Source organism: Flavobacterium sp. DW-iso2 (assembly GCF_058725285.1).
Map to the genome: position 1 here is coordinate 38796 of NZ_JBZXDY010000016.1, position 23434 is coordinate 62229.

Sequence of the window (23434 nt, forward strand, 5' to 3'; positions counted from 1 at the left end):
AGCAAAAACCCCAATTCAAGAGAATTGGGGTTTTTTATAAATGAACCTTTAGTAAACTAAGATCTGATTACTCTTTTCTTTCCTCACGTGGAGGTCTTGGCATAAGTGCTTTTCTTGACACTTTTTCTTTTCTTGTTTTCGGATCCATACCTAAGTATTTCACTTGGAAAACATCGCCCATGTTGACAACGTCAGAAACATTTTCTGTGCGTTCCCATGCTAGCTCAGATACGTGAAGTAACACTTCATTTCCTGGAGCTTCAAGGTATTCTACTACTGCACCAAAATCCAGCATTTTGATTACTTTCACTTCGTAAGACTCATTCATTTTAGGCTTGAAAGTGATCGACTTGATTTTAGCCAATACTGCTTCGATTCCAGCAGGATCAGTTCCTAAAATTTCGATAACTCCTTCTTCCGTAGCAGGGTCTTCATTGATAACAATTGTTGTTCCTGTAGTTTTTTGTAATTCTTGAATCACTTTTCCACCAGGTCCAATCAAAGCACCGATAAATGCATTAGGAATTCTTCTTGTAATGATTTTTGGAGCGTAAGCTTTAACATCTTCTTTTGGAGCTGCTAAAGTTTCGATTAATATTCCAAGGATATGTAAACGACCGTCACGAGCTTGCGCTAATGCTGCTTCCATAATCTCATATTTCAATCCGTCAATCTTGATGTCCATTTGACAAGCTGTAATTCCTTCAGAAGTTCCAGTTACTTTAAAGTCCATATCTCCTAAGTGATCTTCATCACCAAGAATATCAGACAATACCGCATAACGGTCTCCGTCAGTAATTAATCCCATTGCAATTCCAGAAACTGGACGAATCATTTGGATACCAGCATCCATTAATGATAATGTTCCAGCACAAACTGTTGCCATAGAAGAAGAACCGTTAGATTCTAATACTTCAGATACGACGCGGATTGTATAAGGACAATCAGCAGGAATCATGTTTTTCAACGCTCTTTGCGCTAAGTTTCCGTGACCAACTTCTCTTCTAGAAGTTCCTCTTAAAGGACGTGCCTCACCAGTTGAGAAAGGAGGGAAGTTATAGTGTAAGTAGAATTTTTCTTCACCTTGTTGAGATGGAGAGTCAATTTGGTTTGCTTCTCTAGACGTTCCTAAAGTTGTTGTTGCCAATGCTTGAGTTTCTCCACGTGTAAACAATGCAGATCCGTGTACAGATGGTAAGTAATCTACTTCACACCAGATATCTCTAATTTCTGTAGTTTTTCTACCGTCTAAACGTGTTCCTAAATCTAGGGTTACGTTACGAACCGCTTCTTTGTTGGTTTTTTTGAAATATTTAGAAACTAATTCGCCATCTACTGCTAATTCTTCTTCAGTAAATAAGGCTTTAACTTCTTCTTTAACTTCATCAAATGCAGCAGTGCGCTCTTGTTTAGAAGAACCTTTGCTAGCAATAGCGTAGATTTTATCGTAAGATGCTGCTTTTACTTTAGCGTAAATAGCTTCGTCTTCTCTTTCTCCTTCGTAAGTACGAACTTCTTTTTTTCCAAAAGCAGCTACCAATCTTTCTTGTGCAGCAATTTGATTTTTGATATGTTCGTGAGCAAATTTAATGGCGCTAAGCATTTCTGCTTCTGAAATCTCTTTCATTTCACCTTCTACCATTGCGATAGAATCCATAGAAGCTCCAATCATCATATCAATATCTGATAATTCTAATTGTGCACGACTTGGGTTGATGATGAATTTTCCGTCGATACGACCTACTCTAGCTTCAGAGATTAATGTTTCGAATGGAATGTCAGATAGAGCTAAAGCTGCTGATGCTGCTAAACCTGCTAATGCATCTGGCATTACATCTTCGTCAAAAGACATTAATTGAATCATTACCTGAACTTCGGCATGGTAGTCACTAGGGAAAAGCGGACGTAAAACACGGTCAACAAGACGCATTGTTAATACTTCGCTATCACTTGGTCTTGCTTCTCTTTTGAAAAAACCACCTGGAAAACGACCAGCTGCAGCAAATTTCTCACGATAATCTACCGTAAGAGGTAAAAAGTCGATACCTGGACTTGCTTTTCTTGAAGAAACTACTGTTCCTAAAATAACAGTCTTTCCTATTCTAATTACTACAGATCCGTCTGCTTGTTTGGCTAAACGACCTGTCTCGATTGTGATGTTTCTCCCATCACCTAAATCGATAGTTTCTACAAATAATTGTGGAATCATAAATTTATTTTTTTTAGTTAAACATGGGTTCTAGTTGTGTTGTAGTTGTTGTTTGCGTAGTTAATGCCTAAAACCCAATGAAAAACCAAACTTTTTTTATTCTTAATTTTGCCCCTTTAGGGGTTTGGGGGTAAAAACAAAAAGAGGCACTCTCGCGCCTCTTTAGTATATTGATTATTTTCTGATACCCAATACTTTGATAATCTCACGATATCTGTTGATTTCTTTCTTTTTCAAGTAATCCAACAAAGATCTTCTTTTTCCTACTAGCAATACTAATGAACGCTCTGTGTTATAATCGTGACGATTTTTTTTCAAGTGTTCTGTTAGGTGGCTAATTCTGAAAGTGAACAAAGCAATTTGAGCTTCTGATTTACCTGTGTTTGTTTTTTCTCCGTGTTTAGCGAAGATTTCTTCTTTAATCTCTTTAGTTAAATACATTCCAATATTTGTTTAATGATTTTTATGTATGTCCTACAGCTATTGTAAGACGGGTGCAAAGATAATATTTATTTTCAATATGGCAATATAATTTTTAGCTAAGATTTACGGCTATAGTGCTCAAAGAATTAAACGAGAAACGTTTTTGCAATCTCTTTATTTACAAATTCCAAAAACCGTTCGTCTTCTTCTGTAAAAGGATCTATTACATGGCTGTCAATATCAATTTGACCAATGTTTTTTCCTTGTACAAATAATGGAACCACAATTTCTGACTTTACTGTAAAGCTACAAGCGATGTAATTGTCTTGTGCCGCTACATCGGGAACAACAAAATTATCATTAGAAACTGCCACCTGTCCACAAATTCCTTTACCGAAAGGAATAACAGTATGATCAGTCTCCGCTCCTACATAGGGGCCTAAATGTAAAGTTTTTGTGTCATGATTAGCAAAGTAGAATCCAACCCAATTGTAATAGTCTACGTTGTCTTTTAAAAGCTGGCAAACTGATAAAAGTTTTTCGTCTCTGGAAAGACTGTTATTTATTGTAATTGCAGTTACCTTTGGTTGTAATTCTTGAAATGTCATATTTTCTAATTTTTAAGCAAAAGTATTTAAAGTCTCTTTTAAAAATTATATAAATTTGTTAAAAATTAGATTTTGAAAAAATATTTTATCTTATATAAACCCTTTTTGCTTTTTTTGACAAAGTTTTTTTTGACTTATATCATTCTTACGTTATTATATCAAGGTTTTTTGAGAAGGTTTGAAGATAATAAGATTGATTCTATTACTAAAGTAGTTGCCAGAAATACGGAACAGTTGTTGGATTTATTTCCAACGGATGCAGCTATCGAGGAAAACAAAATGGGATCTTCTATAAAATTACTCTATAATCATAAATATGTTGCACGGATAATTGAGGGATGTAATGCTATTAGTGTTATTATTCTATTTATTTCATTTGTTGTTTCATTTTCAGGGAAGTTAAAACCAACGTTATTTTTTGTTTTTGGCGGAAGTATAGTCATTTATATATTAAATGTGATTCGTATCGCTATGTTGAGTGTATTAATCTATCATTTTCCTAGGCAGGTGTCTTTGCTTCACAGTGTATTATTTCCACTATTCATTTATGGGGTAGTTTTCCTTCTATGGGTAATTTGGGTACGTAAATTTTCATTATATGCTAAAACAACTGCTGTCACATAAGCTAAGAATTGTTCTCGGATTGGTATTCGTAGTATTACTTGCTGTGGTCCGTGCTTATGAAGATCAATTATTTTATGATCCTTTTTTGAATTATTTTAAAAGTGACTATAACTCCTTGCCATTGCCGTCCTACAATTCTTTTCAGTTGTTGATGGGGTTGCTGTTTCGTTATGGGTTAAACACAATCTTGTCATTAGGGTTGATTTATGCGCTTTTTCAGGATGTTACAATGATTAAGTTTGTTTTTTTTCTATATGTCTTTTTCTTTCTAGTTTTAATTTCTTTATTCTACGTTACAATTCACTTCAATGGAGCTCACGATAATTTGACGCTTTTTTATGTAAGGCGATTTCTTATTCAGCCTATTTTTGTGATATTGTTTATTCCCGCATTTTATTATCAAAAGCTAAGTAAATAGTTTTTTTTAAGTATCTTTAATTGTAACTTTTTAACTCGACAGTTAAATAATTTATAGGTATGAAGATAATTAAACATTCTGGAGATATTGTTGATTTTGATCCTGAAAAACTTCGAAAGTCATTAATGAAATCTGGAGCAGACGATTTGGTGGTTGAGGATATCTTGCATAAAATCAGTAGTGAAATCTACGAGGGAATTTCTACAAAAAAAATTTATAAACGCGCTTTTGCTTTGTTAAAAAAAGAGGCTAATTCACATGCGGCGCGATATAATTTAAGATCGGCTCTACAGTCATTAGGGCCTGCCGGGTTTTTCTTCGAAAAATATATCGCACGCCTTTTTGATGCGGAAGGTTATCAAACGGTTACTAATTTAATTTTGCCTGGTAAATGTGTATCGCATGAAATTGACGTTTTGATTAAGAAAGACAATGAGTTGGAAATGATTGAATGTAAATTTCATTCGGCACGAGAAAATAAGTCGGACGTAAAAGTTCCTTTATATGTTTTTTCAAGATTTAATGATTTGAGAGAAAGAAAACAAATTGTTTTCTCGAAAAATGAAATCATTTCAAAATGCTGGATAGTAACTAATAATCGATTTACATCTGATGCAATAGTTTTTGCGAAATGTTCAGGTATGAATTTATTGAGCTGGGATTATCCGAAAGGCAATAATTTGAAAACTAAAAATGATATTGATTGCCTTTATCCTGTGACTTGTCTGACTACATTGTCTCTGGTGGAAAAGGATAAATTATTAATATTAGACGTAATCTTGGCGAAAGAATTAATAAATAATTCTGATAAATTAGAGAAAATTGGGTTGAGTTCTAACAGGATTAAAAATGTTTTAAAAGAAGTAAGAGAGTTAGTCAGATGTATTTAAAGTAAGTATTGGTTTGATTTTTTAATCTTAAAAACGGGATCATGAAAGTAAAATTTATTGGAGCGGCAGGAACAGTAACAGGTTCAAAAACATTGATTGAAAGTAATGGGATTCGGATTTTGATAGATTGCGGACTGTTTCAAGGTATTAAGCCTTTGCGGGAACTGAACTGGCAGCCATTGCCAGTTTTAGCTTCTACTATTGATTTTGTTCTTCTGACGCATGGGCATTTAGATCATTGCGGTTGGTTGCCAAGGTTAGTTGATCAAGGTTTTAAAGGTAAGATATATTGTTCAGGCCCTACAAAAGAAATTGCTGAACTTATTCTTTTAGATAGTGGTAAAATTCAGGAAGAGGAAGCTGAAAAAGCGAATAAAGAAAAGTATTCTAAACACGAAGTTGCAGAGTCACTATATAATGTAGAGCAAGCTAGAAAAGTTTTTCCACATTTTAGGGTCGTTAATACAAATGAAGCTGTGCCTTTGGATGCTGAAATTTCAGCAGTTTTTGTTAATGCTGGACATATCATTGGAGCGTGCAGTATTGAGCTAAAGCTCGAAAATAAAATATTAGTTTTTTCTGGTGATATTGGCCGGGATAACGATGTTTTAATGTACGCGCCAACAAAACCCAAAAAAGCAGATTATGTGTTTCTGGAGAGTACATATGGAGATCGTCTTCATCCTGACAGTGATCCCAAGTCAGAATTAGAAATGTATATTAATAATACGTTTCAGAGGGGAGGGACAGTCATTATACCTAGCTTTGCGGTGGAACGAGCACAAATGATCATGTATTTGCTATGGCAACTCAAAGAAGAAGGTAAAATCCCTGATATCCCTTATATTATAGATTCGCCTATGGGAGTGAGTGCTTTTGAGATATTTTTTGAAAATAGAAAGTGGCATAAGGTATCATTAGAAGATTGTATAGCAATAAATAAAATGTTTACTATGATTACTGATTATCAAGAAACGATTGATGCAATTTATAATAAACATCCAAAAGTAGTGATTGCTGCAAGTGGAATGGTGACAGGAGGAAGAGTTCTGAGTTATTTAGAACGCTACATCATTTTACCTGAGACCACCGTAATTATTGTGGGATATCAAGCAGAAGGTACACGGGGACGAAAATTACTTGAAGGAGCCAAAGAAGTTAAGATTTATGGAAAATATTATCCCGTAGAAGCAAAGATTCTTGAAATAGAAGGGCTCTCAGCACATGCGGATCAAAAGGGGTTGCTTAATTGGCTTTCTGCATTAGAGAACAAACCCGAAAAAGTATTTTTAGTTCATGGTGAAAATCAACCAGCAGATGAACTTCGCATAAAAATAAACGAGACTTATGGATTTGATTGTTCTATCCCTTTAATGGGACAGGAATTTGAGCTCTAAGTTTTTTATAGCTGTGGTCAAAAACAAATCCCAAAGAGACATCTTTGGGATTTGTTTTTGAAATAATTCCGCTTGTGTTTTGCCTAAAAAAAATAGAATTGACTGGTTTTGATTCTAAACTTCCAATGTCAAAAATATGTAATTGATAAAAGCGATAACTATTTAAAGGACTCAGTCATTTCAAATGATGATTTTAGCGTTAATTAAACTTTAAAATTATCCAATAAATTGTGGTTAATATAATTTATAACTACTTTCACGCACATATAATTTAAGCATTAAACCCCAAAGAATGAATAGTTTTGATTGGAAGAATTTAATAGACCCTCTTTTTTATATTCATTTTGATATAAATGGAATAAAACTAGGTATCTATATTGTGTTATTTATCGTTTTTGCTGAAACAGGACTCTTTGCTGGTTTCTTTTTACCGGGTGATAGTTTGCTTTTTTTGGCGGGAATCTATAATAGAGAGTTAATAGAGAATGTATTCTTTATAGACAGTGCTTTTATTAATGTTATGATCTTGTCTACCTCAGTGGCAGTGGCAGGTGTTCTAGGTAATGTAATGGGGTATTGGTTTGGGTCTAAAAGCGGGTATTATCTCTATAATAAAAAGGATACTTTTTGGTTTAAGAAAAAATATCTTGTGCAATCTAAAGATTTCTTTGAAAGACACGGAGGTAGGGCTATTATTTTTGCCAGATTCTTGCCTATATTTAGAACTTTTGCTCCTATCGTAGCTGGAATTGTAACTATGGACAAAAAGAAGTTCATGTTTTACAATGTTGTAAGTTCATTTCTGTGGTCCTTTACATTGATTTTTGCAGGTCATTATTTATATGGGTTTTTACTTGATAACTATCAAATAGACTTAAAGAACCATATTGAATTAATAATTATTGGGTTAGTGGTATTAACACTTTCTCCAGTGCTTCTTAAACTTGCTAAAAAAACCAAGGTGACGGAGGACAAAAAAGATATATAGAAAACGAACAATCAATAGTATTTTTCAAATATAAGTAAAAATAAAAAATCCGTCCCGTGTAATAACGGGACGGATTTTTTATAAAAGGATTTCGGTATTGCGATACTCTCAGCATAAGGTCATCCATTGGTGTTGCAAGTGCGTTTTCTTCTTTAATATCATTTTTACAACTGACGCAGCATATTCTAATACTACACGTATTATTTTTTAGGATTGATACTTCGGCATATCACAGTATAAATGAAAAATCCGTCCTGTAATTAAACAGAACGGATTTTTATATATAAAATGGTTTGATATTACATCATTCCAGGCATACCGCCACCCATAGGCATTCCTCCGCCGTTTTCTTCTTTAATGTCAATCAAAGCACATTCAGTAGTCAAAATCATTCCAGCAACTGACGCAGCATTTTCTAACGCTACACGTGTTACTTTTTTAGGATCGATAATTCCAGCTTTCAACATATCTACATATTCGTCTGTTTTAGCATTGTAACCAAAATCACCTTTTCCTTCAGCTACTTTTGCAACAACAACAGAACCTTCAAGACCTGCATTTTCAACAATGGTTCTTAATGGAGCTTCAACAGCACGAGATATAATTTGTATTCCTGTTGCCTCATCTGCATTGTCTGCTTTTATAGCGCTTAATACATTTTTAGCTCTTAATAATGCAACACCACCACCAGCAACAATTCCTTCTTCTACAGCTGCGCGCGTTGCATGCAATGCATCATCAACTCTGTCTTTTTTCTCTTTCATTTCTACTTCAGAAGCAGCACCAACATAAAGAACAGCAACTCCACCAGCTAATTTAGCTAAACGTTCCTGTAATTTTTCTTTGTCATAATCAGAAGTTGTCGCTTCCATTTGACCTTTAATTTGGTTTACACGATTTTTGATCATGTCCGCTTCACCAGCTCCACTTACAATTGTTGAGTTGTCTTTGTCGATAGTTACTTTTTTAGCAGTACCTAACATTTCTAAAGTAGTATTCTCAAGAGTATATCCTCTTTCTTCAGAGATTACAGTTCCGCCAGTTAAGATAGCAATATCTTCAAGCATTGCTTTTCTTCTGTCTCCAAAACCAGGTGCTTTTACAGCAGCGATTTTTAAAGCTCCACGTAATTTGTTTACAACCAATGTTGATAGTGCTTCACCATCTACATCTTCAGCAATAATTAACAATGGTTTTCCAGATTGAGCAACTGGCTCAAGAACCGGTAACAATTCTTTTAGAGAAGAAACCTTTTTGTCGTATAACAAAATATAAGGATTCTCTAATTCTACTTCCATTTTTTCAGAATTGGTAACAAAATATGGAGAAAGGTATCCTCTGTCAAATTGCATTCCTTCTACAACATCTACATATGTATCTGTTCCTTTAGCTTCTTCAACCGTGATTACACCTTCTTTTCCTACTTTTGCGAAAGCAGCAGCAATTAGTTCGCCTATTACTTCGTCATTATTTGCAGAAATAGAGGCGATTTGTTTGATTTTGTCTGAGTCAGTACCTACAACTTTTGATTGTTTTGCTAAGTCAGCAACAATAGCTTCTACTGCTTTATCGATACCGCGTTTCAAATCCATTGGATTTGCTCCTGCAGCAACGTTTTTCAACCCTTCTTTTACAATTGCTTGTGCTAAAACAGTTGCAGTTGTAGTTCCATCTCCTGCTAAATCATTGGTTTTTGATGCTACTTCTTTTACCATTTGAGCGCCCATGTTTTCTAATGGGTCTTTCAATTCAATTTCTTTAGCTACAGTAACTCCATCTTTTGTTACTGTTGGTCCACCAAATGATTTTCCAATAATTACATTACGACCTTTTGGTCCTAGGGTAACTTTAACTGCATTAGCTAATGCATCAACGCCACGTTTTAATCCGTCACGTGCTTCTATATCAAATTTTATATCTTTTGCCATTTCTTTTATTTTGTTAAATTTTTTGAAGAGACAAGTTACAACTTGTCGGTACTATTTTAGATTTATTTTTGCGATTATATTATTGCAAGAATATCATCTTCTCTCATTATCAAATAATCTTTACCTTCTAATTTCAATTCAGTACCAGCATATTTTCCGTAAAGAACGCTATCTCCAACCTTTACAGTCATTGTATGTTCTTTTGTACCATTTCCAACTGCAACAACAGTTCCTTTTTGTGGTTTCTCTTTAGCAGTATCTGGAATAAAAATCCCTGACGCAGTTTTAGTTTCAGCAGCTACTGGTTCTATAAGAACGCGGTCAGAAAGTGGTTTAATGTTTAAAGCCATGATTTTTTTTTTAAATTATATTAGTGTGTATTGAAAGTCAGAAATTATGCCACCCTTGCTGAACTGACATAATTTCTTATAAAAAATGCCAGCTTTGACAGGCTGGCATTTTTTATAATATAGGTGATAGATTATTTTGTAGCTGGTACGTCTTGTATTGGTGTAGTAGGTACAACTGGAGCTGCATTTTCTGTGTTATCAATAATTTTAGAATCTGTATCGCTTAATGTTCCTGTGAAACTTAAACTTGATAATAATATTAACGCTATTAGTATTGTAGCTAGTGTCCAAGTGCTTTTATCTAAAAAGTCAGTTGTTTTTTGTACTCCACCTAACATTTGAGAACCACCTATTGTAGATGATAGTCCACCGCCTTTAGGGTTTTGAACCATTATTACTACAATCAATAGAAAACAAACTATTGTTATTAAAACTAAAAAAATTGAAAATGTGCTCATTGTTTAATTATTATTTTGTTGTAAAATCTTAATATCCGCTATACGGTTTGCAAAGAAACTACTTTTTTCTGGATATTTCAAAATTAATATTTCATAAGCTTGAATTGCTTTTTGATATTTTTTTTGTTCTAAATATACCTTGGCTAAAGTTTCGGTCATTAGCGACGAATGGTCGTTCGTATTTATTTCAATTCGAACGGTAGAGCCTACTCCATGTTTAACTGGCAAAATCTTTGGGCTAGTTTCAATAAACTTATCGATTAATGCTGCTTTTTTCTTTTTACCCTCGTTTTGTGGTATGTTAATTTTTTCATTCTCCCTGTCGATCGGTTGTGTTCTGGATAATTGTAGCCATTCCTGGAAAGAATGTTGCTCGTTCTTTGAAAAATCTAAGGGAGTACCGATGGCTAGTTTCTCCTCAACAAGATTTAAATTAACAGTCAGGTCAGCAACAGTGGATTCTTTTATAGAGGTTAGAATAGATTGTTCTAATGTGTTCTTTTTAGGCTCTGATTTCTCTTGAGGAGTAATTATTTCGCCGTCAACAACATCTATATCTAGAAGCTCAAGTGCTTTTTTATCATACAATTCTTTTTGAATGGCGGTAAAGCTCTCCGAAGTTATGAAGTCAAACAATACCGTTCTGTCAGCTGTATGTGCTGCCGTAACTTTTAAAGCAAAATTATACTTAAAACTATTTTGGCTGTATAGTCCTTTTAATCGCAAAGCTCTTGCGCTTTGAAAAAAAGGAAATTCATCCAGTACTTTTTCTAAAGCTAAAGTTTGTAGCTCAGAAATAGTGTTTGGTTTATTGATTAAGGTTGTATAAGTAGTTACGTTCATTTTCAGATTTCAGATTTCAGATTTTTTAAATCGAATTGCTAGGAGTGATTACCATTTTGCTAGGGATTCATTAAATATGTCTTGTGTGATTCTTTCAAAAATTATTTTAATGGCACTATTTAAAGTGGCACCAGAAAGTTGTTGAGCAGCTGGATAATCATAAAAGAACTCAAACGTTTTTTCGAAATTATCGATTTCCTTATTTCTATTAGTAAATCGAACGTTTATTCTAATTTTTAATCGATTCTGAGCAGCTTGCTGATCTGCAGTAGCTGTCATTGGGCTTATTCTATAATCGACAATCTCTCCTTCGTAAGTTAAATCGCCGCCATTTTTTGTTAAATTTAGATTAGTTTGATTCTGGATTATATCTTGTAAGGCAAGTGTAAAGGTTCTATCAATTCCAGGTTCAACCAGCTCTGCATTATTTTGGAAAAAGTTCACTTGAAATGTTTTCGCATCAATCTTTCCGGTCCCCGTAAAGTTATATACCGAGCAACCAGTTAAAATAAATAACGAAAATAGGGCTAGTAAAGAATATATTTTTTTCATATTTAGTTTTGAAAGTTCCAATTTTTGAAAATTCAAATTCCAACTCGATCGAATTTATAATTTTCAATTTTGCCAAATATACTAATTTGGATTATAGAATTGATTTTTGAAGTTTTATTTGTGTTACAAATCGAATTGTTTGATTTTTCGATATAAAGTCCTTTCAGAAATACCTAATTCATCTGCTGCTGCTTTTCTTTTTCCTTTATTTTTCTCTAATGATTTTTTAATCATTTCGATTTCCTTTTGCTCTAATCTCAATACTTCTTCTTCCTCTTCCACAGTTTCTGCAAAAAGGTAATTATCGTCATTCTCCTGATAGTTTCCTTCATTGCTTTGGCTCGAAATTAAGGCTGTTCTCGGTTCTTCTTCAAAGTCAATTTCATTATCATTTTCTTTAGATCCATATATTTTTGTAATCAGGTTTTTATTGGTTTCCTGAACTTTAGAACTGCCATTTTCCATCAATTCTAAAGTAAGTTTTTTTAGATCATGTAAATCGCTTTTCATGTCAAAAAGGACTTTGTACAAAATTTCTCTTTCGTTACTAAAATCGCTATCGCTTTTCTTATCTTTTATTACTGAAGGTAGATTACTTCCTTCAGAAGGTAAATAAGATTGTAAAACAGCAGCAGTAATGTCGCGATTAGTCTCTAGAACAGAAACCTGTTCAGCAACATTACGCAGCTGACGAATGTTTCCACTCCAGCGAAATTTTTGTAATACTTGCACTGCGCCTTCATCCAGTTTTAGTGGAGGCATTTTGTATTTGAAGGCAAAGTCAGCAGCAAATTTTCTGAATAATAAATGAATGTCATCTTTTCTGTCTCGCAATGGAGGCAGTAGAATGTCAACGGTACTTAAACGGTAATATAAGTCTTCTCTAAATTTTCCTTTTTCGATAGCATCAAATAAATTGACATTGGTAGCGGCTACAATTCTCACATCTGTTTTTTGAACTTGAGAAGAACCAACTTTCATAAATTCGCCATTTTCTAGAATACGAAGTAATCGAACTTGAGTTGTTAACGGGAGCTCGCCAACTTCATCAAGAAAAATAGTTCCGCCATCTGCTACTTCAAAATAACCTTCACGAGTGCTTGTTGCTCCTGTAAAAGCGCCTTTCTCATGGCCAAAAAGTTCACTATCGATTGTTCCTTCGGGAATGGCACCACAGTTTACGGCAATGTATTTCCCATGTTTTCTATGCGAAAGGGAATGTATGATTTTTGGAATGCTTTCTTTTCCAACACCACTTTCACCCACAACCAATACTGAAATGTCAGTAGGCGCAACCTGAATGGCTTTTTCTATCGCACGATTGAGCTTCGGGTCATTCCCGATAATCTCAAATCGTTGTTTTATAGCTTGAACTGTATCCATGTTCTATATTGTTTAAAGTTGTTTTTGTTTAAAGTTTAAAGTTTGCCAATGGAGGAAAACTTTAAACCTTAAACTTTACACTTTTTTTAATTCATTTCACTAAATCCCAATGCTTCCCCTTTGAGAGTTCCGCTAGTACAAGATGTTATTTTTACATTTACAAAGTCACCAATAGCGTACGCTTCTTTCGGGAAAACTACTGTGATACTTTGTGAGTTTCTTCCAGAAAATTCTTCAGTAGATTTTTTAGAAACTTTTTCGACTAAAACCTCTACAGTTTGCCCAATAAATTCTTCAGAGCGTGACCAAGCATGTTTTTGTTGCAAGTCCACAATTTCTTGTAATCTTCTAGCTTTGGTTTCATCGGTAACATCATCTTCCATTTTTCTTCCTGCCAAAGTTCCAGGTCTTTCAGAGTAGGAGTACATGTATCCAAAATTATATCGCACATATTCCATTAAACTCAACGTATCTTGATGATCTTGTTCTGTTTCCGTTGGAAATCCTGCAATCATATCTTGTGATATAGATCCGTTCGGAATTATAGTTCTTATTTTGTCAATCAATATCATGTATTCTTCACGACTATGCAAACGGTTCATTTCCTTCAAGATTCTATTACTTCCTGACTGAACTGGTAAATGAATGTGTTTGCAAATATTAGGATGTTTTGCAATTACGTGCAAAACACTTTCGTGCATATCCTGCGGATTTGAAGTCGAAAAGCGAATACGCATCTTTGGAAAACCAACAGCCACCATTTCTAATAATTGGTCAAAATCAACGGCAGTTGCTTTTTGCATTTCAGAAGCGGTCACGAAATCTTTTTTCAATCCGCCACCATACCAAAGGTAACTGTCTACGTTTTGTCCAAGAAGCGTAATTTCTTTAAAACCTTTGTCCCATAAATCCTGAATTTCCTTTATTATACTTTGTGGTTCACGGCTACGTTCGCGTCCGCGGGTAAAAGGCACCACACAAAAAGTACACATATTATCGCAACCACGAGTGATAGAAACCAAAGCTGTAATACCGTTACTCATCAATCGCACTGGTGAAATATCTCCGTAAGTTTCATCCTTAGATAAAATCACGTTGATGGCGTCACGTCCTTCTTCAACTTCTGCCAATAAATTAGGTAAGTCTTTATAGGCGTCAGGACCCACGACTAGATCCACAATTTTTTCTTCTTCCAGGAATTTGTCTTTCAAACGTTCTGCCATACAACCTAAAACCCCAACCTTCATTTTTGGGTTAATACGCTTCACAGCATTGTATTTCTCTAACCGTTTCCTTACTGTTTGCTCTGCTTTATCACGAATGGAACAGGTATTTACTAGAACTAAATCGGCTTCTTCTAGAATTTGAGTAGTATTGTATCCGTTCGTGGACAATATGGAAGCTACAATTTCACTGTCCGAAAAATTCATCGCACAGCCATAGCTTTCTATAAAGAGTTTTTTAGTATTCTCGGGTTTGTTTTCCAGTACAAGACTTTCGCCTTGTTTGCTTTCTTCAATTATCTTTTCCATCATATTTTTTCAAGCCACAAAGATAAGGCAATCGCAATAGATATGACAAGATGTCATATGAAGATTTAACAATGTTTTTGGTTTTTATTTGTATTAGCTTGCATAATCGTAGTATGGAGCTATTTCCAGCTTTCCGTTACAATCTTTTCTCTCGTTAAAGAAACGAGAGAAAAGGATTTTCACTTTAATCTGGGCTAGGGAATAGATTATATTTAGAAATGAAAAACTCCCTACTATTTCTAAAAGAGAGTTTTTACTAACAAATTAAAATTATAAGTTAGAACAAGCTTACGTCCAACTGGATTCTTGCAATTTTGTTAGCAGGATTCCACATAGCGGTTGCAGAAACAGGTAATTTATAATCAAATATTTCAATATTTTTGGTGAGTGCTATTCCTGCGTTTACAATATCAAAATTACTTTCGACGTTGCTAGTATATAAATGTTTGCTTCCAATTATTGGAAAGGCTGCTCCCAGAAATAGATTTAAATTTACTTTTTGGTCTCTAATAATTGGGTAGCTTACTTCCACGTAAGTGGAGTATCTGCTTCGGTACTGATTTTCGTTGTTTAGTTCGCGATCGTTTAAACCGCTATACAGTAATACGTCTGCCTCAACTCGCAGTGGAAATGTCGATGGAAAGCGGTAGGATGTTCTTAAATCGATGAGATGTGTGGTAGTGTTTTTATCATAATTGAACACCTCTGGATTTTCTATTCCCTTAGTGTTAAATAGATTCCATAAACCAATGGATAAGTCATTTTTTTGGTATTGAACAAAATAATTTATTTCAGTATAGTTACCAGCAAATCCTGCTCCTCCCCAAAAACCAACGGTAAAGTGTTGTTTTTTGTCTAGGGCATAATGGAGGTAACCGGTGGCAGTCATCCCGTCGTTGATCACCAAGCCTCTCCAAAGGTGGCTCGTTCTAAGATTGACATTAAAGTCTAATCGAGATTTTTTGATCTCTTGCTTAGTTGTTTCTATTGTGTCTGAAATAGCTGTTTTTTGAGCGTATCCAGTTAATCCTGTAAGTAAAATTACAGCGACAATTAGTGCTTTTTTCATTTTATTTGATCTATGTAAGTGAGGTTTTAACTGAGCATTAAATAGCATAATGAAGCTAAACTTGATCCTATTATCGGACCGACAATTGGTACCCAAGCATAACTCCAGTCGCTACTCCCTTTAAGAAGTAAGGAGTGCACAATTCTTGGACTTAAGTCTCTTGCTGGATTTATAGCATATCCCGTTGTCCCACCTAGGCTTAATCCAATCGCCCATACTAGAATTGCAACCGGTAGAGCGCCTATCGAACCTAATCCAATTTTAGCATCTACAGCAACTGCCATACTAATTTCTGGTCCTCCAAGATAAAAAATTACAAATATTAAGACAAATGTCCCTATGATTTCACTGATTAAATTAGAAGAATAATTTCGTATCGCTGGTACTGTGCTAAAGCAAGCTAATTTTCCAGTTTCATCTTCTGTAGCGGCAAAATGATCTTTGTGAGAGAGCCAAACTAGAAAAGCGCCTAGCATAGCTCCAATTATTTGGGCAGTAACATAAGTTGCTACTTGGCTCCAAGCAAATTTGCCTATAAGTGCTAGTCCAAGTGTAACGATGGGGTTTAAATGCGCGCCACTTACTGGTCCTGCGACAACTACGCCTACAAAAACGGCAAATGCCCATGCGGTAGTAATTACAATCCATCCTGAATTATTTCCTTTTGTTCCTTTAAGAACTACGTTTGCAACAACTCCGTTTCCTAATAGAATCATTAACATCGTGCCAATTATTTCGGCTATAAATGGTGTCATATCTTATGTTTTTATGATTTATAGTTAGTCTTCGATCCAGTTTTCTGCACGTCCTACGGCTTTATCCCAGTTTCTTACTAGTTTGTCTACTTCGACTTTTGGCATTTCAGGAGAAAACACACGGTCAATAGACCATTGTTCTTGTAATTCGTCAATACTTTTCCAGTAACCGACAGCCAGTCCTGCTAAGTAGGCCGCTCCTAGTGCTGTTGTTTCAAGCATCTTCGGTCGGATTACATTAAAGCCAAACAAATCAGATTGAAATTGCATCATTAAATTATTAACAGCTGCTCCACCATCGACTCGTAACTCTTTTCCTTTTTCGCCAAAATCGGCTTCCATTGACTTTACTAAGTCATATACTTGATAAGTAATTCCTTCTATGGTTGCTCTTGCTATGTGTGCGTTTGTTGTTCCTCTGGTAATACCTAGAATGGCTCCTCTGGCATATTGATCCCAATGCGGCGCTCCTAAACCGGTTAATGCAGGTACAAAATAAACACCTCCATTGTCTGGTACACTTGCGGCTAATGCTTCGATGTCTTCTGCTGAATCGATCATTTTTGCACCGTCTCGCAACCATTGTACTGCTGCTCCGCCTACAAAAACACTTCCTTCTAAAGCATATGTTGTTTTGCCGTTGATTTTCCAAGCTACGGTAGTCAGTAAATTATTTTTAGAATAAACAGGTTTGTTTCCCGTATTCATTAGCATAAAGCAACCAGTTCCATAAGTGTTTTTTACCATTCCAGGTTCGGTACATAATTGTCCAAAAAGTGCTGCTTGTTGATCTCCTGCTACACCTGCAATTGGAATTTTTGTAGAGAATAGGGTAGTGCTAGTTTCTCCGTATACTTCGCTGCTTTGTTTTACCTCTGGTAACATTGCTCTTGGTATATCGAATAATTCAAGTAGTTCCGTATCCCATTCTAAGGTATGGATGTTTAATAACAAAGTTCGGCTTGCATTAGAAACATCGGTCATGAACATTTTACCTCGAGTTAGTTTCCATATTAGCCAGGTGTCAACAGTACCAAAACATAGCTTTCCTTGTTCTGCTTTTTCCCGCGCTCCTTCTACATTGTCTAAAATCCATTTTACTTTTGTTCCAGAAAAATAAGCGTCTAAAACGAGTCCAGTCTTTTTTTGAATCATGTCTGCGTGGCCTGCTGCTTTTAATTCATTACAATATTTTGCTGTTCGACGATCTTGCCAAACTATGGCGTTGTACAATGGCTCGCTAGTTTCCCGGTCCCAAACTATTGTTGTTTCGCGTTGATTAGTGATTCCTATTGCAGCTATTTCTTTGCCTGTAATACCAACTTTCGCAATCACCTCTGCAGCGCAACTGATTTGAGAAGACCAAATTTCTTTAGGATCATGTTCGACCCATCCCGGTTTTGGGAATAGCTGTTCAAAAGGTTTTTGTGAAACACTCACTATTTCTCCGTCATGGTTAAAGACGATTGCTCTAGACGAAGTTGTTCCTTGATCTAGTGTTAAGATTAATTTTTTTTTCATGGCTATTATAGATTTGGTTAATAGAATTATTTTTTAAAACCGGATAGGAGGAAACCATTAGCAATAGTTGTAAACTCAGCTATTTGATTTTGCGTCCATATTTCGTCATGTCCAAGTTCTTTTGCTAATAATTGTGCAACTTTTTCACAAGAAGCAATAGCTGCACGAGCATCTAAGAATAATAAGCGCACTCTTCTTGCTAAAACATCATCAATTGTTCTAGCCATTTCATAACGAATTGCCCATACTACCTCTGCCATAGTGTATTCGTAATCAGGATGTAGTTTTTCTTTTAATTCGGGTTCTTGATTTTGTAGCTCTATGATTTTAGGAATGTCCGTTCCGTAGATGTATAAATGATTTTCGCGGTCTTTTGCATTCGTTATTTTGTTTCCGTGAATTGCAATGTGTTCTGTTTTGCATTTCTTTTTTGGTAAATGACGTACCTGTATTGCCTTATCAATAATGTCTTCGGCAATTTTTCTATACGTAGTCCATTTTCCTCCAGTAATCGTTATTAGTCCTGTTTCTGAAACAATTATTTTATGACTTCTGGAAACTTCTTTAGTGCTTTTACCTGGCTCCTTTGGTGCAGCTAATGGTCGTAACCCTGCATAAACAGAAAGAACGTCTGCACGGGTAGGTTTTTTTGCTAAGAATCTCTGTGCTGTTTCTAGAACAAATTCGATTTCAGTTTCTAATGCAATTGGTTCAAGACTATGGCTTTTTATCAAGGTGTCGGTTGTTCCTACTACTATTTTATTATGCCAAGGCACTGCAAATAAAACCCTTCCGTCACTTGTTTTTGGTATCATCAATGCGTGATCGCTTGGTAGAAATGATTTATCAAATACAAGATGTATTCCTTGACTTGGTACAATGTATTTTTTATAAACGGTATCGTTTAGTTTCATTATAGCATTAGTGAAGACCCCCGTTGCATTTATAATGGCTTTTCCTTTTAGGTCGAATAATTCTCCAGTTTCTTGATTTTTAACCTGAACACCAGTGACTTGATTGTTACTGTTTTTTAGTAAATTAACAACTTTAGTGTAGTTTAAAAGACAAGCGCCCTTTTCTACTGCTGTTTGTGCTATGTTTATAGCTAAGCGCGAATCGTCAAATTGACCATCTTGATAGATAACACCACTGACCAATCCTTTTTGCTCTATTGTTGGGAGTAGTTCAATCGTTTTTTTCTTTGAAATATATTTTGATCGGCCTAAGCTTAATTTTCCGGCTAATAGGTCATAGAGAGTTAGTCCTAGTGTATAGAAGTAACCACCCCACCAGGTGTAGTTCGGTATGACAAAGGATTGATTTTTAACAAGATGTCTAGCGTTTTCTGCCATCAGGCCTCGTTCTTTTAGTGCTTCTCTAACGAGAGCGATATCACCTTGCTCTAGATAGCGTACGCCACCATGAACTAATTTAGTGCTTCTGCTCGAGGTTCCTTTTGCGAAATCTACTGCTTCAACTAAAATAGTTTTGTATCCTCTGCTGGCGGCATCAACTGCAGTTCCAAGACCGCTAGCTCCTCCACCTATAATGATGACATCCCATTCTGGAGTCTGTTTTAGTTTTGATAATTGTTCGTTTAGTTTCATAATGTGTTTTTTAATTGTAATATTAATATATTTACTTTCACATTACAAACTTAATGAAACAAAATGAAAGTTTTGCTATTTTATCAAAAACAATGTGTTAAAATTGTATTTTTCAAAAAAAATATGTTATTTTGTGTAGTAATAACTAATAAAACAGGCTTTGATTAACAGGAGACAACAAGACATACTAAACGAGTTAGAGCAAAAGGGATATGTCAATGTGGTTGACCTATGTGAAGCTCATAATGTTTCAACCGTAACAATACGAAAGGATTTGAATTTTTTAGAAAATGAAAAGTTATTGCATAGGACCCATGGCGGAGCAAGTAAAAAACCGCTGTATGCTTTTGAGCGTAATATTGATGACAAGGAGGAAATGCAGGTGGAGCAGAAGATGCAAATTGCAGAAGAAGCATTGAAATACATAAGCAACAGCGATTATATTATTTTAGGTTCGGGTTCTAATATTCATTATTTGTCCCGAATTATTAAAGGTTTTCATAAATTAACAGTACTTACTCCATCGTTAAAGGTTTCTTTAGAGTTATGTAAAGAGCCTAGTATTGACATAATTCAATTAGGTGGGGATATTCGTGACAGCTCCACTTCAGCCGTTGGACCTATTGCTGAAGCTATTTTGAGTCAATTTTCTTGTAATAAATTATTTTTAGGTACTGATGGCGTTCATTTAGAATTTGGTTTGAGTACTTCAAATGCTCTAGAAGCGCATTTAAATCAAGCAATGATTGACGTTGCTGAGAAAGTTATCGTCCTCGCCGATTCGACAAAAATGAATATTAGAGGTTTTGGTAAAATTTGTAACCTGAACAAAATAGATGTACTAATTACTGATGAGGGTATTGATGTCGAAACTAAAATGAAACTCGAAGAAATCGGAATTAATGTTGTTGTAGCGGGGAAATTATAATTTGGTTTTTTATCTTAGGGTTTGTAAGTTATTAATATATAAATGTTTGATTGTTTGTACTTATGGTTTATTGCTGATAAAGCGGCCTAAAGTGGAGGGCACTGAAAAAGTATCTCTTTTTCAATAATTGATAAAAAAGGCAATTAAGTAAGACTTTGATTTTATTTAATTGCCTTTTTTGATTCAAATTCACTTTTCTTAGACTACAGCGTATTATAACAACTAAAAAGGAGCTAAAACACAACGGTTCTGCTCCTTTTTAATAATTTTCAGATTATTTTGTTTAAGGACTTTTTTAGTGCCTTCCCTAAAGTGCGGCCGTATTTTGATCCTTATTAGTAGTAAAGACTACTTTTAAAATTCTCAAAAGTGCTATATTTAAAAAAAATAGATACTTTTGTCCCAGAAAAATAGAGCAATGGCAAAGAATTTAGTAATAGTGGAGTCCCCTGCAAAGGCGAAAACAATCGAGAAATTTTTAGGAAGTGATTTTCAAGTGGAGTCAAGTTATGGGCATATTGCCGACTTGCCTTCTAAAGAAATAGGAGTAGATGTAGAGAATGGTTTTAAACCTAAATATGAAGTTTCACCTGATAAGAAAGCCTTAGTCACTAAGTTAAAAGGATTAGCTAAAAAAGCCGAAATGGTTTGGTTGGCAAGTGATGAGGATCGCGAGGGAGAAGCTATTTCTTGGCATCTAGCCGAAGAATTAAAATTAGATAAAGCAAAAACAAAACGAATCGTATTTCATGAAATTACCAAAACTGCTATTCTAAAAGCGATTGATAATCCACGTGAAATTGATTATAATTTAGTAAATGCACAACAAGCTCGTCGTGTTTTAGATCGATTAGTAGGGTATGAATTGTCTCCTGTATTATGGAGGAAAATAAAAGGTGGACTTTCAGCAGGTCGCGTGCAATCTGTTTCGGTTCGTTTAATTGTGGAGCGCGAAAGAGATATTCAGAACTTTAATGCAGTAGCAAGTTATTCTATTGTTGCCGAGTTTACCAATGAATCAGGAAAGTCATTCAAAGCAAAACTTCCAAAGAATTTCAATACTAAAAAAGAGGCAGAAGATTTTTTAAACAAAAATATCGGTTCTACTTATAAGGTGGCGGATTTAGAAACAAAACCAACCAAAAAATCGCCAACAGGACCTTTTACGACTTCAACTTTACAGCAAGAAGCAGCAAGAAAATTGTATTTACCTGTTGGGATTACAATGCAATTAGCACAACGCTTATATGAAGCCGGTCTTATAACTTATATGAGAACGGATAGTGTAAACCTTTCTAAAGATGCGATGGAAGCTGCCGAGGCAGAAATCATTAAATCTTACGGTAAAGAATTCTCTAAACCGAGAACTTTTGTCAATAAAAGTAAAGGGGCACAAGAAGCGCATGAGGCGATTCGTCCTACAGACATGTCGCGTCATACGGTAAATATCGATAGAGATCAAGCCCGTTTATATGATTTGATTTGGAAAAGAACTTTGGCTTCGCAAATGAGTGATGCAAAGTTGGAAAGAACAAACGTAAAAATTGAAGCTAACAATCACAGTGAAATTTTTACGGCTTCTGGCGAGGTTTTACTTTTTGAAGGTTTCCTAAAAGTATACTTGGAAGGTCATGATGACGATGAAGAAGAGCAAGAAGGAATGTTGCCAGCGATGAAAGTCAATGAAAAACTTCAAAACAATTATATAACAGCAACGGAGCGTTATTCAAGACCTCCGGCGCGTTATACAGAAGCTTCTTTGGTTAAAAAACTGGAAGAACTAGGAATTGGTCGTCCGTCAACCTATGCGCCTACCATTTCTACTATTATCAACAGAAACTATGTTGAGAAAGGAAATCTTGACGGACAAGAGAGAAAGTATACGCAATTGATTTTGCAATCCGGAAAATTAGAGGAGAATTTACTAAAAGAGAATACAGGTTCCGATAAAGGAAAATTAGTACCAACAGACATTGGGACCATCGTTACTGATTTCTTAGTAAAAAATTTCGGGAATATATTAGATTATAATTTCACTGCAAAAGTAGAGCAAGATTTTGATGAAATTGCCGAAGGAAATGTTGATTGGGCGGTTATGATGAAAGAGTTTTACGATCAATTTCATCCAACAGTAAAAGATGTAGAGGCAAATGCCGAAAGAGAAAGTGGAGAAAGAATTCTAGGAAAAGATCCAAAAACCGGGAAACAAGTCTCTGTTCGTTTGGGGAAATTTGGGACAATGGCTCAAATTGGAGAAGCAGATGATGAAGAGAAAAAATTCGCTAGTTTAATGCCTGACCAAAATATTGGAAATATTGGTTTGGAAGAAGCGTTGAATTTGTTTTTACTTCCAAAAAATTTAGGGGTATATAAAGAAGAGGAAGTTGAGGTAAGTAATGGCCGCTATGGTCCTTACATTCGTCACGGAGCTGCTTTTGTGTCCTTGCCAAAAGGAGAAAATCCTTTAGATGTAGATTTTGATAGAGCAAAAGAATTAATTGATGAAAAAGCAATTGCTGATGCGCCTATTGCAGTCTATAAAAGCGAGGGTGTTCAGAAAGGCGTTGGTCGTTTTGGTCCTTTTATCAAATGGAATGGTTTGTTTATTAATGTAAGCAAGAAATATAATTTTGATAATTTGTCACAATCAGATATTGAAGCCTTGATTGAAGATAAATTGCAGAAAAATATTGACAAGGTTTTGCATAACTGGGAAGAGGAAGGAATTTTAGTTGAAAAAGCACGTTGGGGGCGCTCTGTTATAACCAAAGGAAAGATAAAAATTGAACTTCCAAAAGAAGTTGATGCTACAAAATTGACATTGGAAGAAGTTCAGGAAATGATAGCTAAGAAGACACCTGCAAAAAAAGTGGCTGCCAAAAAAGCGCCAGCTAAGAAAGCAGCTGCTAAAAAGCCCGCGGTTAAGAAACCTGTAGCAAAAAAGAAATAGA

Annotated in this window: 21 protein-coding genes; 7 read left to right on the top strand and 14 right to left on the bottom strand. The window is 35.1% G+C overall.

What is annotated here, in order from left to right:
• Positions 1 to 67: 67 nt before the first annotated feature.
• The 3 genes from AC4PRO_RS11770 to AC4PRO_RS11780 all read right to left on the bottom strand — a co-directional run bounded on the left by AC4PRO_RS11770 (position 68) and on the right by AC4PRO_RS11780 (position 3240).
• The gene (locus AC4PRO_RS11770; RefSeq protein WP_492117475.1) at positions 68 to 2209 is read right to left on the bottom strand and encodes a polyribonucleotide nucleotidyltransferase; all 2142 of its coding nucleotides are present in this window, start codon (positions 2207 to 2209) and stop codon (positions 68 to 70) included.
• A 174-nt stretch (positions 2210 to 2383) separates the two neighbouring features.
• On the bottom strand, positions 2384 to 2650 hold the full coding sequence (gene rpsO / locus AC4PRO_RS11775) for a 30S ribosomal protein S15 (RefSeq protein ID WP_007137711.1): 267 nt from the start codon (positions 2648 to 2650) through the stop codon (positions 2384 to 2386).
• A 128-nt stretch (positions 2651 to 2778) separates the two neighbouring features.
• Positions 2779 to 3240: a GAF domain-containing protein gene (locus AC4PRO_RS11780; RefSeq protein WP_492117476.1), complete on the bottom strand. Its 462-nt coding sequence runs from the start codon at positions 3238 to 3240 to the stop codon at positions 2779 to 2781.
• A 72-nt stretch (positions 3241 to 3312) separates the two neighbouring features.
• Between AC4PRO_RS11780 and xrtF the strand changes: the two genes are divergently transcribed.
• The 5 genes from xrtF to AC4PRO_RS11805 all read left to right on the top strand — a co-directional run bounded on the left by xrtF (position 3313) and on the right by AC4PRO_RS11805 (position 7557).
• Positions 3313 to 3864, top strand: a complete 552-nt coding sequence (gene xrtF / locus AC4PRO_RS11785; RefSeq protein ID WP_492117477.1) for an exosortase family protein XrtF — start codon at positions 3313 to 3315, stop codon at positions 3862 to 3864.
• Positions 3839 to 4282, top strand: coding sequence for an exosortase F system-associated membrane protein (locus AC4PRO_RS11790; protein ID WP_492117478.1), 444 nt, complete (start codon positions 3839 to 3841; stop codon positions 4280 to 4282). Before xrtF ends, AC4PRO_RS11790 begins: the two co-directional genes overlap by 26 nt.
• 59 nt (positions 4283 to 4341) lie before the next feature.
• A complete protein-coding gene (locus AC4PRO_RS11795; protein ID WP_074721510.1) occupies positions 4342 to 5172 on the top strand; it encodes a restriction endonuclease in 831 nt (276 codons plus the stop codon).
• 41 nt (positions 5173 to 5213) lie between these two features.
• Positions 5214 to 6569: an MBL fold metallo-hydrolase RNA specificity domain-containing protein gene (locus AC4PRO_RS11800; protein ID WP_492117479.1), complete on the top strand. Its 1356-nt coding sequence runs from the start codon at positions 5214 to 5216 to the stop codon at positions 6567 to 6569.
• A gap of 292 nt (positions 6570 to 6861) precedes the next feature.
• Complete coding sequence (locus AC4PRO_RS11805) at positions 6862 to 7557, top strand: DedA family protein (protein WP_492117480.1); 696 nt, start codon at positions 6862 to 6864, stop codon at positions 7555 to 7557.
• Positions 7558 to 7856: 299 nt separating this feature from the next.
• Here the strand turns inward: AC4PRO_RS11805 and groL are convergent, their stop codons facing one another.
• The 11 genes from groL to AC4PRO_RS11860 form a co-directional block, all read right to left on the bottom strand.
• Positions 7857 to 9485 (bottom strand): chaperonin GroEL, encoded by a 1629-nt coding sequence (groL, locus tag AC4PRO_RS11810; protein WP_074721504.1) that lies wholly within the window; start codon positions 9483 to 9485, stop codon positions 7857 to 7859.
• 74 nt (positions 9486 to 9559) lie between these two features.
• The gene (locus AC4PRO_RS11815; RefSeq protein ID WP_074721502.1) at positions 9560 to 9835 is read right to left on the bottom strand and encodes a co-chaperone GroES; all 276 of its coding nucleotides are present in this window, start codon (positions 9833 to 9835) and stop codon (positions 9560 to 9562) included.
• Positions 9836 to 9966: 131 nt separating this feature from the next.
• Positions 9967 to 10293, bottom strand: a complete 327-nt coding sequence (secG, locus tag AC4PRO_RS11820) for a preprotein translocase subunit SecG (RefSeq protein ID WP_074721500.1) — start codon at positions 10291 to 10293, stop codon at positions 9967 to 9969.
• Between the two features lie 3 nt (positions 10294 to 10296).
• The gene (locus AC4PRO_RS11825) at positions 10297 to 11136 is read right to left on the bottom strand and encodes a tetratricopeptide repeat protein (RefSeq protein ID WP_492117481.1); all 840 of its coding nucleotides are present in this window, start codon (positions 11134 to 11136) and stop codon (positions 10297 to 10299) included.
• A 48-nt stretch (positions 11137 to 11184) separates the two neighbouring features.
• Positions 11185 to 11688, bottom strand: a complete 504-nt coding sequence (locus tag AC4PRO_RS11830) for an LptE family protein (protein WP_074721496.1) — start codon at positions 11686 to 11688, stop codon at positions 11185 to 11187.
• Positions 11689 to 11811: 123 nt separating this feature from the next.
• On the bottom strand, positions 11812 to 13071 hold the full coding sequence (locus AC4PRO_RS11835; RefSeq protein WP_492117482.1) for a sigma-54 interaction domain-containing protein: 1260 nt from the start codon (positions 13069 to 13071) through the stop codon (positions 11812 to 11814).
• Between the two features lie 86 nt (positions 13072 to 13157).
• Positions 13158 to 14603 carry a tRNA (N6-isopentenyl adenosine(37)-C2)-methylthiotransferase MiaB gene (gene miaB / locus AC4PRO_RS11840; protein ID WP_492117498.1) on the bottom strand — a complete coding sequence of 482 codons (1446 nt, stop codon included), beginning with the start codon at positions 14601 to 14603 and terminating at the stop codon, positions 13158 to 13160.
• A gap of 277 nt (positions 14604 to 14880) precedes the next feature.
• Positions 14881 to 15672 carry a hypothetical protein gene (locus AC4PRO_RS11845; protein ID WP_492117483.1) on the bottom strand — a complete coding sequence of 264 codons (792 nt, stop codon included), beginning with the start codon at positions 15670 to 15672 and terminating at the stop codon, positions 14881 to 14883.
• Between the two features lie 26 nt (positions 15673 to 15698).
• The gene (locus AC4PRO_RS11850) at positions 15699 to 16427 is read right to left on the bottom strand and encodes an MIP/aquaporin family protein (protein ID WP_074721490.1); all 729 of its coding nucleotides are present in this window, start codon (positions 16425 to 16427) and stop codon (positions 15699 to 15701) included.
• Between the two features lie 24 nt (positions 16428 to 16451).
• Positions 16452 to 17948 (bottom strand): glycerol kinase GlpK, encoded by a 1497-nt coding sequence (glpK, locus tag AC4PRO_RS11855; RefSeq protein WP_074721488.1) that lies wholly within the window; start codon positions 17946 to 17948, stop codon positions 16452 to 16454.
• Positions 17949 to 17974: 26 nt separating this feature from the next.
• Positions 17975 to 19555 (bottom strand): glycerol-3-phosphate dehydrogenase/oxidase, encoded by a 1581-nt coding sequence (locus AC4PRO_RS11860; RefSeq protein WP_492117484.1) that lies wholly within the window; start codon positions 19553 to 19555, stop codon positions 17975 to 17977.
• Positions 19556 to 19715: 160 nt separating this feature from the next.
• Here AC4PRO_RS11860 and AC4PRO_RS11865 point away from each other — a divergent pair, with 160 nt between their 5' ends.
• Entirely contained in the window at positions 19716 to 20483 is a 768-nt protein-coding gene (locus tag AC4PRO_RS11865) for a DeoR/GlpR family DNA-binding transcription regulator (protein ID WP_074721484.1), read from the top strand.
• A gap of 418 nt (positions 20484 to 20901) precedes the next feature.
• Entirely contained in the window at positions 20902 to 23433 is a 2532-nt protein-coding gene (gene topA / locus AC4PRO_RS11870; RefSeq protein ID WP_492117485.1) for a type I DNA topoisomerase, read from the top strand.
• The last annotated feature ends 1 nt before the right edge of the window (position 23434 follow it).

Coding starts and splice junctions, on each gene's coding strand:
- secG (WP_074721500.1), bottom strand. CDS start 10,293: ATGAGCACATTTTCAATTTTTTTAGTTTTAATAACAATAGTTTGTTTT.
- rpsO (WP_007137711.1), bottom strand. CDS start 2,650: ATGTATTTAACTAAAGAGATTAAAGAAGAAATCTTCGCTAAACACGGA.
- AC4PRO_RS11805 (WP_492117480.1), top strand. CDS start 6,862: ATGAATAGTTTTGATTGGAAGAATTTAATAGACCCTCTTTTTTATATT.
- glpK (WP_074721488.1), bottom strand. CDS start 17,948: ATGAAAAAAAAATTAATCTTAACACTAGATCAAGGAACAACTTCGTCT.
- AC4PRO_RS11815 (WP_074721502.1), bottom strand. CDS start 9,835: ATGGCTTTAAACATTAAACCACTTTCTGACCGCGTTCTTATAGAACCA.
- AC4PRO_RS11850 (WP_074721490.1), bottom strand. CDS start 16,427: ATGACACCATTTATAGCCGAAATAATTGGCACGATGTTAATGATTCTA.
- AC4PRO_RS11830 (WP_074721496.1), bottom strand. CDS start 11,688: ATGAAAAAAATATATTCTTTACTAGCCCTATTTTCGTTATTTATTTTA.
- miaB (WP_492117498.1), bottom strand. CDS start 14,603: ATGGAAAAGATAATTGAAGAAAGCAAACAAGGCGAAAGTCTTGTACTG.
- AC4PRO_RS11860 (WP_492117484.1), bottom strand. CDS start 19,555: ATGAAACTAAACGAACAATTATCAAAACTAAAACAGACTCCAGAATGG.
- AC4PRO_RS11795 (WP_074721510.1), top strand. CDS start 4,342: ATGAAGATAATTAAACATTCTGGAGATATTGTTGATTTTGATCCTGAA.
- topA (WP_492117485.1), top strand. CDS start 20,902: ATGGCAAAGAATTTAGTAATAGTGGAGTCCCCTGCAAAGGCGAAAACA.
- AC4PRO_RS11780 (WP_492117476.1), bottom strand. CDS start 3,240: ATGACATTTCAAGAATTACAACCAAAGGTAACTGCAATTACAATAAAT.
- AC4PRO_RS11770 (WP_492117475.1), bottom strand. CDS start 2,209: ATGATTCCACAATTATTTGTAGAAACTATCGATTTAGGTGATGGGAGA.
- AC4PRO_RS11835 (WP_492117482.1), bottom strand. CDS start 13,071: ATGGATACAGTTCAAGCTATAAAACAACGATTTGAGATTATCGGGAAT.
- AC4PRO_RS11790 (WP_492117478.1), top strand. CDS start 3,839: ATGCTAAAACAACTGCTGTCACATAAGCTAAGAATTGTTCTCGGATTG.
- AC4PRO_RS11800 (WP_492117479.1), top strand. CDS start 5,214: ATGAAAGTAAAATTTATTGGAGCGGCAGGAACAGTAACAGGTTCAAAA.
- AC4PRO_RS11825 (WP_492117481.1), bottom strand. CDS start 11,136: ATGAACGTAACTACTTATACAACCTTAATCAATAAACCAAACACTATT.
- groL (WP_074721504.1), bottom strand. CDS start 9,485: ATGGCAAAAGATATAAAATTTGATATAGAAGCACGTGACGGATTAAAA.
- AC4PRO_RS11845 (WP_492117483.1), bottom strand. CDS start 15,672: ATGAAAAAAGCACTAATTGTCGCTGTAATTTTACTTACAGGATTAACT.